At 42.1% G+C, this 12,659-nt stretch carries 16 protein-coding genes; 9 read left to right on the forward strand and 7 right to left on the reverse strand.

The window, feature by feature from the left end:
- Nucleotides 1-130 precede the first annotated feature (130 nt).
- Nucleotides 131-631, forward strand: coding sequence for a hypothetical protein (locus L7A31_RS10845; protein ID WP_237361530.1), 501 nt, complete (start codon nucleotides 131-133; stop codon nucleotides 629-631).
- Nucleotides 632-670: 39 nt separating this feature from the next.
- On the opposite strand, the gene L7A31_RS10850 is transcribed toward L7A31_RS10845, so the two are convergent.
- The 5 genes from L7A31_RS10850 to L7A31_RS10870 form a co-directional block, all read right to left on the reverse strand.
- Nucleotides 671-1,642: a LacI family DNA-binding transcriptional regulator gene (locus L7A31_RS10850; RefSeq protein WP_237361531.1), complete on the reverse strand. Its 972-nt coding sequence runs from the start codon at nucleotides 1,640-1,642 to the stop codon at nucleotides 671-673.
- A gap of 22 nt (nucleotides 1,643-1,664) precedes the next feature.
- Nucleotides 1,665-2,972, reverse strand: a complete 1,308-nt coding sequence (locus L7A31_RS10855) for a 6-phospho-beta-glucosidase (protein WP_237361532.1) — start codon at nucleotides 2,970-2,972, stop codon at nucleotides 1,665-1,667.
- Nucleotides 2,969-3,346 carry a PTS lactose/cellobiose transporter subunit IIA gene (locus L7A31_RS10860; RefSeq protein WP_237361533.1) on the reverse strand — a complete coding sequence of 126 codons (378 nt, stop codon included), beginning with the start codon at nucleotides 3,344-3,346 and terminating at the stop codon, nucleotides 2,969-2,971. The genes L7A31_RS10855 and L7A31_RS10860 overlap by 4 nt, the downstream gene beginning before the upstream one ends.
- A gap of 20 nt (nucleotides 3,347-3,366) precedes the next feature.
- Nucleotides 3,367-4,704, reverse strand: a complete 1,338-nt coding sequence (locus L7A31_RS10865) for a PTS sugar transporter subunit IIC (protein WP_237361534.1) — start codon at nucleotides 4,702-4,704, stop codon at nucleotides 3,367-3,369.
- A gap of 100 nt (nucleotides 4,705-4,804) precedes the next feature.
- Entirely contained in the window at nucleotides 4,805-5,110 is a 306-nt protein-coding gene (locus L7A31_RS10870; RefSeq protein WP_237361535.1) for a PTS sugar transporter subunit IIB, read from the reverse strand.
- 405 nt (nucleotides 5,111-5,515) lie between these two features.
- Between L7A31_RS10870 and L7A31_RS10875 the strand changes: the two genes are divergently transcribed.
- The gene (locus tag L7A31_RS10875; protein ID WP_237361536.1) at nucleotides 5,516-6,325 is read left to right on the forward strand and encodes a substrate-binding periplasmic protein; all 810 of its coding nucleotides are present in this window, start codon (nucleotides 5,516-5,518) and stop codon (nucleotides 6,323-6,325) included.
- Between the two features lie 220 nt (nucleotides 6,326-6,545).
- Nucleotides 6,546-7,478 (forward strand): M14 family metallopeptidase, encoded by a 933-nt coding sequence (locus tag L7A31_RS10880; protein WP_237361537.1) that lies wholly within the window; start codon nucleotides 6,546-6,548, stop codon nucleotides 7,476-7,478.
- 32 nt (nucleotides 7,479-7,510) lie between these two features.
- On the opposite strand, the gene L7A31_RS10885 is transcribed toward L7A31_RS10880, so the two are convergent.
- On the reverse strand, nucleotides 7,511-8,137 hold the full coding sequence (locus L7A31_RS10885) for a LysE/ArgO family amino acid transporter (RefSeq protein WP_237361538.1): 627 nt from the start codon (nucleotides 8,135-8,137) through the stop codon (nucleotides 7,511-7,513).
- Between the two features lie 120 nt (nucleotides 8,138-8,257).
- Here L7A31_RS10885 and L7A31_RS10890 point away from each other — a divergent pair, with 120 nt between their 5' ends.
- The 4 genes from L7A31_RS10890 (at nucleotide 8,258) to L7A31_RS10905 (ending at nucleotide 10,621) form a co-directional block, all read left to right on the forward strand.
- Nucleotides 8,258-9,151, forward strand: a complete 894-nt coding sequence (locus L7A31_RS10890) for a LysR family transcriptional regulator ArgP (RefSeq protein ID WP_237361539.1) — start codon at nucleotides 8,258-8,260, stop codon at nucleotides 9,149-9,151.
- A 58-nt stretch (nucleotides 9,152-9,209) separates the two neighbouring features.
- Nucleotides 9,210-9,449, forward strand: a complete 240-nt coding sequence (locus L7A31_RS10895) for a hypothetical protein (protein ID WP_237361540.1) — start codon at nucleotides 9,210-9,212, stop codon at nucleotides 9,447-9,449.
- A 256-nt stretch (nucleotides 9,450-9,705) separates the two neighbouring features.
- A complete protein-coding gene (locus tag L7A31_RS10900; RefSeq protein ID WP_237361541.1) occupies nucleotides 9,706-10,218 on the forward strand; it encodes a GNAT family N-acetyltransferase in 513 nt (170 codons plus the stop codon).
- Nucleotides 10,219-10,276: 58 nt separating this feature from the next.
- Nucleotides 10,277-10,621 carry an SH3 domain-containing protein gene (locus L7A31_RS10905; protein WP_237361542.1) on the forward strand — a complete coding sequence of 115 codons (345 nt, stop codon included), beginning with the start codon at nucleotides 10,277-10,279 and terminating at the stop codon, nucleotides 10,619-10,621.
- 87 nt (nucleotides 10,622-10,708) lie between these two features.
- On the opposite strand, the gene L7A31_RS10910 is transcribed toward L7A31_RS10905, so the two are convergent.
- A complete protein-coding gene (locus L7A31_RS10910) occupies nucleotides 10,709-11,287 on the reverse strand; it encodes a TetR/AcrR family transcriptional regulator (RefSeq protein WP_237361543.1) in 579 nt (192 codons plus the stop codon).
- A 123-nt stretch (nucleotides 11,288-11,410) separates the two neighbouring features.
- On the opposite strand from L7A31_RS10910, the gene L7A31_RS10915 reads away from it, so the two are divergent.
- Both L7A31_RS10915 and L7A31_RS10920 read left to right on the forward strand, forming a co-directional pair.
- On the forward strand, nucleotides 11,411-12,067 hold the full coding sequence (locus L7A31_RS10915; RefSeq protein WP_237361544.1) for a glutathione S-transferase family protein: 657 nt from the start codon (nucleotides 11,411-11,413) through the stop codon (nucleotides 12,065-12,067).
- Between the two features lie 236 nt (nucleotides 12,068-12,303).
- Nucleotides 12,304-12,642, forward strand: a complete 339-nt coding sequence (locus L7A31_RS10920) for a GFA family protein (RefSeq protein ID WP_237361545.1) — start codon at nucleotides 12,304-12,306, stop codon at nucleotides 12,640-12,642.
- Nucleotides 12,643-12,659 lie beyond the last annotated feature (17 nt).

The raw sequence follows: 12,659 nt of genomic DNA on the forward strand, positions 1-12,659 counted from the left end.
CAGCTCGTTAGTTTGCATGCGAGCTGTTTGGTTTGTCGCATTTTACTTAGTGAATCTTTCATCCTATTACTCCTCAATCTGTTATTGTTAATTAGCTTGAGCTTAATGTTGTAATAGGGGAGGTGAGCTAATGAAGGTGATCGTTAACGACAAGATGCAACGCGGGTATCAGTATTACCTTTCAGAGCCAATGGGTCAGCACTTTGATGACCAGTTTAAACCAGAATTGACACCAAAACAGATGTTGGAGCTTGGTGTTTTTGGTGGAAAATACCTGACCGATTGTCGAAAAGAGTTTCCTGAAGATTGGTTCGTTAACGCTAAGTTAAGCCCCGAAAGAAAAGATATTTCCCTCAATTACTATTCCGTAGATGCTTCACAACCGCTTGCCGAATGGCAACGTAAAGGTTGGGTTTACGAGCAAGATCCAAGAGGATGGTTCCAATGGTATTGTCGATATTTTATGGGCAGACGCATAGCAGAAGAAGATGATAGGCAAATCAAAAGGTGGAAAGCCTTTAAGCGTCATGAAATGGCTGTACGCAAGAACTGCGAAATGTATAACCATCGTTGCAGGCCAAAGCAAAGACAAGCGCTACTGCATTGGGCATACGATTCTAGAAACTATTGAGGCTTAAATTAGGCCTCAATAGTTCTTATATTTGAGCTTTTATATTTGTCGAACGGAACCGCGGTCGATGATCTTAGGCGGGTGCATCTCCAGCTTCATATCCGGATTGACTAGTTTACGTGTGGCTTCTCTGGCCATTGACGTGATTGGGAAATGTAAGCTAGTGAGCTTTGGTGTTACGTAGTCTGCTCTCTCACCACTGTCATAGCAAATCACAGAAATATCATCTGGAACACGTAGGCCGCGCTCTGAAATAGCAAGTAGTGCTCCAACTGCCATCTCTTCATTACAGCAATAAATGGCGGTAGGTATATTTCTTTGTAATATTTCGCAGGTGAGCTGATAGCCACTTGGCAAGTCGTATTCTCCGGCTAAAGATACAGTGGGAGTCAAGCCGGCATTGCTCATAGCATCGAGAAAACCTTGCTTTCTAAGTTGACTCGAGCTCCGAGAATCTGGTCCGCTGATACAAGCGATTTTGCTGTGGCCTTTTTCAATACAAAACTCGGTTGCCAGCTGGCTCGCATATCGGTGATCAAACGATACACATCGATCTTCTAGCCCCTCTATTTCTCTATCTAGCAATATAAACGCTTTGTCTTTGCTAGCTAAATCAAGAAGCTGCTCGTCACGTAGTGCTCTAACGTGCAATATAAGGCCGTCGCAGTTCATGTTATAAAGCTTGTGAATCGCGTCCAGCTCATTCTCGGCACTGCCACGACCTTTCATCACAAGTAATTGTTTATGGTGCGAGTCGGCCTCACTTTGAACGTTATCCATTAAACTGCCAAAGAAAGCACCCAAATACGAGGTGGTCACAAGTCCTAGCGTATGGCTCTTATTTGAAGCTAATGATTTTGCAGCTAAGTTAGGCGCATAACCGAGTTCGGCTATGGCCTTTTCTACTAACTGTTTGGTTTTAGTTCTAACTTTGTTTTCGCCGTTGACGACTCTTGAAACAGTGGCTCTTGAAACTCCGGCTAAAGCCGCGACATCTTCTAAAGTCGCCATACGTTGTTAACTCCTGTATTAATTACTCAAATTGTGGCAAATAAGCACTATTTGTTTCCAACACGTCTTCGAGCAGTGATTTGGCAATTTCTGCGTCGCCAATTAAAGGGTTGGTGACTAATGCTAGAAGTGCTGATTCTTTATCGCCATGCACTGCTGCTTCGATAGTCAGGCGTTCAAAACCTTTGATTTGCGCCGTTAACCCATGCATTGCTGGAGGTAAATGACCAAATGCTAATGGGTGAGCTCCTTGGCTATCTACAATACAGTCGGTTTCTATCACTGCATCATCTGGAAGCCCTGATATTGTGCCATTATTTTGGGTATTTACCGTGAGGCGAGTACCTAAATTGTTATGAATGGCACAGATAAGCTCGATAGCAACTTGGGAATAAAATGAGCCACCTCTGAAACTTAGCTGCTCTGGTTTCTCACATAGGTTTTGGTCTGCATAAATCTCAAACAGCTCTTCTTCAACCTTCATCACCTGTTCTGCACGTGTTCCTTCATTTTTCGCCTGATCTATCTCGTCAGTGAGCATCGCCTTAGTTTGGTAGAAGTAACGATGATACGGACAAGGAATGGCATTCAAAGCCCTTAAAAAGTTAGGCTCCCAAGGTTCTTCTTTTATATTGTTCATCGTCAACTCGGCACCGTTGCAAAGTAGATCGATGACATTTTTAGTGATGTTTTCACCTTTGTGTGTGACTTCATGAGCCCAAACCATGTGGTTGAGTCCAGCGAAACGCAGTTGTATGTCTTCATACTTTGCATCAAGCATGTTAGCAATCATGTGATGCATCGTAATCGGTACATTACACAAACCAATGATCTTCGCATTTGTGTAGCGAGATACTGCTTCAGTAACAATACCAGCTGGGTTAGTGAAGTTAATAATCCAAGCTTTTGGTGCCAATTTTTCCACTAACTTAGCGATATTTAGCATCACAGGTACAGTGCGAAGTGCTTTTGCAAATCCACCAACACCTGTGGTTTCTTGGCCAAGAAGGTTGTATTTCAAACCTAACCTTTCATCGGCAGCGCGAGCAGGCAATTGACCCACACGTAGCTGAGTCAAAACATAGTCTGAACCGGGAATCGCTTCTTCGGCATTGTAGTGAGTACTGATTTTGACTTGCTCTAAACCAGATTTGTCCAACATTCTGCGACTTAAAGCAGCAATGGTCTCAAGTTTATGTTTTCCTGCTTCAACGTCTACGAGCGCTAGTTCGTGAAGTGGAATGAGTTTCCAGCGTTGAATCAAACCCTCAATGAGCTCAGGAGTGTAGCTGCTTCCGCCGCCGATGATAGTAATTTTTGCTGTCTTCATTTCGCTTCTCCTTGCTGGTTTGATGTACGCTTATACAACTCAATCATGTCAGTAGCTAAATCTTGAATAACCATGGCGTTCATTAGGTGGTCTTGTGCATGAACGAGAATTAAGGTCGTAGGTAACTTGCCGCTTCCTTCATCTAACCCAATCAGTTGTGTTTGCACTTTATGGGCTTCGTTAACCGCTTCCTTTGATTCGTTTATCAGCTGTTGGGCTTGGTCAAAGTCATCGTTTCTTGCACTTTGAATCGCCATTAAAGCGCAGCTACGTGCGCTACCTGAGGTGACAAGTAGCTCCATAATGGTGGATTCAAGGTCGATACTATCCAAGTTATCGGCTTCAAGATTTGGGGTAGAGATTGTAGTGTCCATTTTAATTTCCTTCGGTGTTACTAGGCGTTGGCCGATGAGGTTGCATTTGAGCAAACTTCAGAATTTTTGGCTTCTTCGGTAGCCACTTCTTCTTTACAAAGCTGCCTTTCATAAGCTTTGAAGAATGGATACCAAATTAGGCAATCGACGACGATTAGAGCGATCACGAGAACAAAGGCTCGATAGTCCCAAGAGGCAGAAATCATTGCGCCTATTGGAGCAGGAGTGGTCCATGGTGCCATTGCAATCATTGTTTCGACTAAGTGCATGTTTAGAGCTGCATAGCTGATCAATACATTGACGATAGGGACAAGCAGAAGCGGGATAAACATTATTGGGTTCATCACCACCGGGGAGCCAAATATCAAAGGCTCATTGATATTGAAAATAGCAGGTACAACGCTCAACTTGCCGATTGTTCTTAGATGGATTGAGCGGCTGCGCAGATACATGAAGGCTAGCACCAACGTAGAACCAGAGCCACCAATACACAAATAGAATGACCAATACGGAGCCGTTAAAATATGTGTAGCTTGAGCACCGTGAGTAATGAGTGCTGCGTTTGCGGCGATATTTGCCATGAAAATTGGGTTAAGTAGCCCTGTGACAATGTTGTCACCGTGAATACCGGCAAACCAAAGTAGGTTAGCAATAGTAACTGCAACCAGAATGGCTGGGAGGCTGTCACCCATAGCAATGAGAGGGTGGAAGGCTTCCATTACCGCCGCTGGTAGCAGCATGCCGTACTCGCTTTGCAAGAAAAGGCTAATAGGGTACACGGTCAACATGATGCCGATGACAGGATACAGTAGCTCGAAAGAGCGAGCGATAGCAGGAGGAACCTGCTCAGGCATTTTTATTGTGACGTTGTACTTTTTTAGCAGGCGAATCAGTTCCACAGACCAAATGGCGCAAATAATAGCAGTAAATACGCCTTTGCCTCCTAGGAACTCCATAGACATGTTGTTGTTAATTTGCGGTGCAGAGGCAAGCAGAAAAGCCATCAGTGATAGCATTGCCGCCGTTAAGCCATCTAGTTTGTAATGCTTTGCTAAGCTGTAGGCTGTGCCAATGCTAACGAATACACTCATCAGGCCCATTGTCATGAAATAGGGCATGGTAATTGTGCCCCAATGGTGCTTAGCGAGTTGTACCCAAAAATGGCCAAAAGTTGAGGTTGTGTCGGCACTAAAAGGCGGGTTTGCCACAATAAGCATGATACTACCGACGATTAAAAAAGGCATAGCAGAGATAAAGCCATCTCGAATCGCAATGATGTGTGGTTGCGTGCCAACTTTAGTCGCTATTGGCGCAATGCGATTTTCAACCACATTCATCATCGAAGAATAAAGACCCATCAGAAGCTCCTGAACGAAAAGACGTCGATTGAGAAGATAGACCCAGTTGGCGCTAAAGCGGTGCAACACTTTAGGCCAATAGGTCTAGGGGTAGGTTTAATTAGTTGATAAGTTCTAGGGCACTGTCTAACACTTTGTCTCCACGCATCGTGCCGTAATCAAGCATGTTGATGACAGAGACCTTCTTATTCAATGGCTCAGCGAGTTCGGTGATTCTTGCTTGCTCATATTTAACTTGAGGACCAAGCAGAACAACGTCGTAGTTGCCAATATGAGCTTCGATTTCTGAGACAGAAACTGCATTGATTTCGACCTCTAGTTGTCGGCTCGTTGCTGAATCAAGCATTTTTTTTACTAACATGCTAGTTGACATGCCTGCTGCACAGCAAAGAAGTATCTTGTTCATAATTGGTCCTTAATAGTGATTAGATTAGTTGTATGTCACAAATGTGAGCGCTCTCATTTGTGATGAAGATAAGTTTTTTCGCGAAGAGAATTTGAGATCTAGGTTTGATTTGTAGCGATTCAATGCAATTAATGGACATATATGTGCTTTACAGCACAATTTAAACAGGATGGATATAGGTAGGTTGTTATGAATGTTTGTACAAAATGCTACTGCATTGACTATTTACAGAAGTAGTAAAGTCTCGATAGCTATATAGTTTTTTACCTTCTCTCTTCTAATTTAGCTATCAAAAGCTATAGCGATTCTATGAACTAAAGCGCTTCGCAGCTTCTATTGTCCTTTTTATTTGAAGATCGCTTTGATCGTCTACACTTAGATCACGTTCATTCTAAGGAGAGAATAATGAATAAGTACGGGTATCGTGTAGTAGTGTTTTTATTTGCTCTAATTGGGTTTCCTGCCATGGCGCAGGTCGTGAATATATGTAATGACAATGCTGAATGGCCGCCTTACACATTTCACCCCAGAGACAATGGGAAAGCCGATAAGTCATCACTTGTTGGTGCGAGTTACGATGCAATAAACGTGATATTCAAGGACGCAGGGATGAAGGTTGAAGTAAAAATGATCCCGTGGAAACGCTGTCTTGATGAGGTTCAGAATTACGCTAGCAAAGGTCAGTTTGAGCTTTTTATGGATGGAAGTTCTAACGATGAACGAATGAAAAAATACATCCGTACTGAGGCATTCTATCAAACGAACCAAGGCTATCTATACAGTACGAAAAAATTCCCCAATGGGCCTGATGTAAAAAGTGTTGGAGACTTGAACAAATACAAGGTGTGCGGTATCGGAGGTTACAACTACGAGGTGTACCAGAAAAATGGTCTAACGGTAGAAATCGATACCAGAGCGAAGTCACCAAAAACGGTTCTACAAAAGCTTAGCGCTGGACGCTGTGATATTTTCCTAAGTGCAGTTGAACCGATTCTGGGTGGTAATTTAGTTGGCCAAGTTACGTTTACGCCTGATATTAAATATGCAGTCTTAAACGAGCTACCAAAAACAAAATTCTATGCTTGGGTTTCTAAGGGTTCACCTCGCTCTGCGCAACTTGTCGAAACAATCAATAAAGGTTTAGACAAACTAAAAGCCGACGGAGAGTTGGACAAAATTTTTAAAAAGTACACAGCAACAGGAACAGGGTTTTAGCTAAAACAAACCATAGGCACTCAACCGTTTAATAACGTAAGAGTGCCTATTCCCTCTCCCTAGTTCTTCCTCAGATAGCGCCTATACAGCAGTCATTGAATATCAATATACCAGTCGTTGAACAATGCAGATTTTGAGCTCCATTCTGTCATTTATAGACGGGAGCAGAATGATAGTAGAAAATACTGATTAACGTATTCCCACACAAAGAATAACAATTATGAAAGATAACGTTTTTTACCCAATTGGAACGCAAGGAAAACCTTGGGAAGACAAGGAGCGTCACCAGTGGTTACAAAGTACCAAGATCCACCGCAGTTATCAAAACGAGGTTGTGAGTAAAATTAAGTCGCTTGAGAACATTTTTGATATCGACAACTACGGTGCACTCTCCTACGATACCGAACGATATTCATTGTACTGTCTGCAGTCTCAAAACTGGGATGATAAAAAGCCAAGCATTTTGATCACTGGTGGGGTTCATGGTTACGAAACCAGCGGTGTACATGGAGCATTAAAATTCGCTAAAGATAAAGCTGGCCAATATTTAAACCAATTTAACTTTCTTATTGCTCCTTGTATCAGTCCTTGGGGTTACGAAACCATTAATCGATGGAACCCGAATGCCGTTGATCCCAATCGTTCATTCTATGCGGATACGCCTTCAGAAGAAGCTGCCTTTATAATGCACAGAGTGCAAGGCATCGATATTCTTGCTCATATCGATCTACATGAGACGACCGATACTGATGAGACTGAGTTTCGCCCGGCACTCGCCGCGCGAGATGGAATTGATTATGTCAAAGGTACGGTTCCAGATGGTTTCTATACGGTAGGAGACAGCGAAAACCCAGTTCCAGCGTTTCAAAAAGCAGTGATTGAATCGGTAAGCAAAGTCACTCACATAGCGCCAGCTGACGAGAATGGCGAAATTATTGGTTCTGAAGTCACACAAACTGGTGTCATTAATTACCCAATGAAAAAACTTGGTCTTTGCGGTGGTATGACAGAATGTAAATTTGGCACCACAACGGAAGTGTACCCAGACAGCCCAAAAGTTGATGATGAAGAATGCAATGACGCTCAAGTGGCTGCTATTGTCGGTGCGCTAGATTACATCATTGAAAAAGCCAATGATGTATATAGCTCCTAAATAGCTAGGTAAACACAGAACTCAGATTAAACTTAAAGGTACTGTAACCAAAGTGATTTAAGTAGTGTTGCTGCTATTACAAACATAATAGTGGCAACACCAATATCGATACTTCTTTTTACTGTAGGCTTGGTAAGTATAGGCGCAAATTTTGCTGCTCCAATAGACAGCCCATAAAACCAAATAAACGAGGCCATAGTAGTGCCGAGGGCAAAAGAAACTCTGTTGTCATGGTCGAGTTGACCGCCAATTGAACCAAGTACAACGATTGTATCCAGATACACATGAGGGTTAAGTACAGTAACGGCTAGCGCCCCAAGCATAACGGAGCGTCTTCCTTTCACATTATGTTTAACGGAGGTCACTCCTTTAACATCCTCGAAAGCACTTCTTAGTGAGAGATAGCCATAGTAAACGAGGAATGCGACACCGCCGATAGTGACGAATAGCAACAGTAATTCATGCTGAGCCAAAATTGCTCCACCGCCAAATACTCCTAGAGAAATAAATAGAACATCGAAAAAGCTACATATCGCAGCGGTAGTTAAGTGATGATTTCGTTGTATTCCTTGATTTAGCACGTAGGCATTTTGTGCACCGATAGGAATAATCATACTAGCTCCTAACCCGAAGCCTTGCAGCCATATCCAATAGTTCATTTGTTTCCCTTGCGATAGACGAATGATTTACTTTTCACTAGTCTACTTAGCGCAATGTGTTAAGTATAACTAATAATATTAATGAAGTATAAGTTTTACTAATGTCTGTAAGGGGAAGTTATGAAGGGACTAGATTATCGAGGGATAGAGACATTGGATGCTATTATTCGCCTAAGGAGCTTTGAAAAAGCTGCAGAAGAGCTTTGTGTATCTCAGTCAGCAATTTCACAAAGAATAAAGCAATTGGAAAAGTGGTTATCGCAGCCGGTTCTCGTTCGCGAACAGCCACCTAGGGCAACCGTTGCGGGAGAAAAACTACTAGGCCTTTATCGCAGAGTTAAGTTATTGGAGCAGGATTTATTACCATCGATTAGTAGTAAAACCTCGGAAACAACTTTGTCCGTATCGGTTGCAACTAATGCTGATACCCTAGCGACTTGGTTGCTCCCAAGCCTAAAAAATATTCTTTTAACCAATCGGATTGAGCTAAAATTGGTGGTTGAGGACGAAGGTAGAACTTTGGAGAAGTTACGCAGTGGTGAGGTAACAGCAGCTATAAGCACAAACTCTAATCCTGTACCGAGTTGTGACGCCATTTTGCTAGGCAATATGGAGTATTTGTGTGTTGCAAGTAAGCACTTTTATCAACGTCATTTTTCGAATGGCGTAACGAGAGAAACTCTAGCCCATGCACCGGCCGTTGTTTTTGACCAACATGACTATATGCATGAAAGGTTTCTTCAACAGAATTTTCAATTATCAACTAGTCATATAGTTAAGCATGTTGTACGAAGTTCTGAAGCATTTGTTAAATTGGCACTATCTGACGTTGCTTATTGCTTAATACCTAAAATCCAAATAGAACGAGAGCTAGCAGAAGGGGATTTAGTGAATATCACTCCTGACCTTTCCTTAAATCAAAAGCTTTACTGGCATCATTGGCAGCTTGAAAGCGGCATACTTCAAGAGCTTTCTAAAGCAGTAATTAGCTACGCGAGAGATAACCTATTCTAATAAAACCGGACTTTACTCTGTAATCAAGTTTGCTCGTTATCGCTTTTAATAGGAATATATGAAAATCAAGGAATATAATGGTGATTTGTTAAATGCCGTAAGTGAGCTCTATTTAAATGGGAGAACTTCCACATTTTCGTGGTTGGACACTAGTGGTTATTCTCTCGCAGACTTTGAGCTAGATACCGAAGGGGAGCGAATTTTGGTTGCTTTAGTTGGTGAGCATGTCGTCGGTTTTATTTCTATTTGGGAGCCAGAAAATTTCGTTCATCACTTATATGTGTCAGATGAGCACTAAGGGAAGGGTATTGGGTCTTGCCTGCTTGATTAAGCAGTAGGGCTGTGTGGTCGCTTGAGTCTCAAATGTATGGTTGAAAATGTACAAGCTGTTGGTTTTTATGAATCATCTGGTTTCGTCAGATTAGAAACTGGTGTTGACAGTCTAGGACGGTATTACCTTATGGGCTTCGGCTCACAAACCTAGCATGCGTAAAATATTTGCGCTGTTCTTGTGTTACGTATAGTAAAGGTCAGATGAATATATAAGGGCTGATATGAAAATTATTCTCGAAACTCCGAGGCTGATAATTCGTGAGTTTATGCTAGCGGACGCTGAAGATGTTCTCTACTTCAACTTGCCAGCTGAAGTTACTAAGTACACAGGTGATGCAGACCTATGCAAGATAGTTGAAGATGCCAAGTCCATAATTGAGAACGTTTGGTTAAAGCAATATACAGAGGTGGGTTTTGCTCGCTGGGCCGTTGTCTTAAAAACAACAGAGAAAGTTATAGGGTTCTGCGGCTTCAAAAATGAGCCACGTATTAATGGGGTCGATTTAGGATACCGGTTTCACCCAGATTATTGGGGGCAAGGTATCGCTACTGAAGCCACTCAAGCATGCATAGAATATGCACGTAAACACATGGATGTCAAAACCATATATGGTACTGCAATGTCAGAGAACAAGGCTTCAAGCCATATACTGAAGAAGTTAGGAATGCACTATGTTCGGAAACACCAACAGTACAACCACACCTTCGATTGCTACCAAATGGATTTACGCTAACAATATGTCAAGTTGAAGATCCTATTGGAAACCTGATTGGCTTACGAGGGAAGCATGGATGACGAAGCTTATTTCAATAACTGAGCATAAATCAAACTATCCCACCCCTATAACTTTCTCTTTTGGAGATACGGTTACGTTGGGAAAATTAGATACAGAATATGCGGGCTGGATTCGCGTAACAACCTTTGATGGTAATGTCGGTTGGGCCCCAATCCAGTATATCGACTTTGAAATGGGATCTTCAGTTGGTATAGCGACTCATAATTATAGTGCTCGGGAGCTGGATACTATTGTGGGTGAGATAGTTATATTGATACACGAATTGAACGATTGGTTTTTAGTAAGAAATGAACAAGGGCTGGTAGGTTGGCTACCAGCAAAAACGTTGACAACAGTTTGACCGATATGTGGTCATTGGTGGTATTGGAACACCTTTATCCAACGAGTAAGCTATTGAAGCACTGAAAAATAGGGCGCTTCTTCGCCCTTATTCACTGTATTCTAGTTGGTCGTTTTTCGTCTCTATTTGCTGCTGACAAGATAAGAGAACTTCTTTAGCCAAACTTTCATCATTCAGCGCCCGAGATATAGCCAACCCACCAATCATCATTACTGCAGATTGTATCGCTTTTTCATGGTTAACTTGATCGCTAGCTTGCTCTTGAAGTTGTATTACAAATCGACGAAATATTTGAGTGTAAGTGTCTCTTATTTTTTCATCCTGATGAGCAATGTCTGTTACCAAATAAGCTAAAGGACAATATGCTAGCTTTCCTTCTCTGTGCTCGACACTGAGATATTGCTCGACTTGCTCAAGTAGCCCGCCGTCACCCTTGCAATGAAGCAACAACTGGCTGCGGCTATACTGTGCTGCCTTCAGAATCGCGTCACAATAGAGGTCTGACTTGCTAGAGAAATACTTATAAAATACCCCTCGAGTTAATCCAGCGTCAGACATAATTTCGTCGATTCCAACGCCATCATAGCCTCTATGGGTAAATAATTCAGCGGCACTTGATAGGATCTTTTCTCGTGTATCAAGCGTGTGTTGTGGCTTCCAAGGCATCTTAGATCTCTTTTAAATTGAAAGGAACAGGAGAGTAATTTTAATGCGAAATAAAATATGTTCTTGAACATATTTTGGCTAATTCTAACATGGGAGCACGATAAAAAATTATGGAGTTACAATATGTTGGCAGATGTTCATATTATTGGCCCCCAGTACAGTTCTTTTGTTCGCTCAGTTGCTTTGTGCTGTGAAGAAAAAGGGATCTCTTATAGTCTTGGCTTCGATCTCCCAGATAAAAAACTAGAATTCAAAGGGAGTGATCATTACTCATTACACCCTTTTGGTAAGCTTCCAATTCTACTGCATGGTGATCGTCAAGTTTTTGAAACTGCGACAATTTGCCGTTATCTAGATAGTGAGTTCTTAGGTAAACAACTCCAGCCCAGTCAACACTACGACCGAGCCATTGTTGATCAGTGGTGTGCAGCAACCTCTACCTATATTGATAAGGCTCTTATAAGAGACTACTTAATAGAATTTAGCTTCCCAAGGGGGGAGGATGGAGAAATTCGTTGGGATAGAATAGAGCAGGCTAAACCCAAAGCTGAGGAAAGCTTTGGAATCTTGAATCAACAGTTAGGAAACAGCACTTTTATATGTGGTGAGCGCTACAGCATAGCAGATGCGTTGCTCACACCTATTGTTGATTATCTAGAAAAGTTCCCCCATGCCAAGGATCTGTTTTCAGTATATCCCAAACTATTGGATTACGTTTTGAGGATGCGTAGCAGAGCTAGCGGCCAGAGTGTTTTAGTTGCGGCAGATATACGTAGCTAAAGTGCAACCAATATTCCAAGAGCGAGTTCGAGGCTTAGCTAGGGCGATGTATTCGAGCTAAGAGTCGCCTTTTTAGAAAGTAGCCATTATGTTTCATCGAACGGCCCAACTTCTCAATATGATAACTAACCTATTGATTTTAAATTGAAGTAATCGGTAACAGGCGGCATGATATGAGAGCTTTAAGTGTTTGTTTTGGATTTTAAACAGCACCAGCTGTAAAAGGGAGTAACGCTATGGAGTTAACATGTCACTGTGGAAGGGTTCGCTTAGACCTAAAGGTGTTGCCTAAAGAAGTAGGCGAATGTAACTGTTCTATTTGTCGTCGTTATGCAGCTTTGTGGGCATACTTTTCTCCTGAGCAAGTCCAAATCACCCTAAAAGAGAACACTGCATTCTATTGTTGGGGGGACAAAGAAGTCGAATTTCACCGTTGCAACTTATGCGGCTGTTTAACGCACTATGTAACAACAGACAAGTGCTCAGAAGACATTTTCGCAGTAAATATGAGAATGGCTGAAAGCGAGATTCTTTCAACTACCCCAGTTCGTAAAATTGATGGTACGTCGTACTGATTAATGAGCGATGGATG

The organism is Vibrio marisflavi CECT 7928 (genome assembly GCF_921294215.1).
Taxonomy (GTDB): Bacteria; Pseudomonadota; Gammaproteobacteria; order Enterobacterales; family Vibrionaceae; genus Vibrio; species Vibrio marisflavi.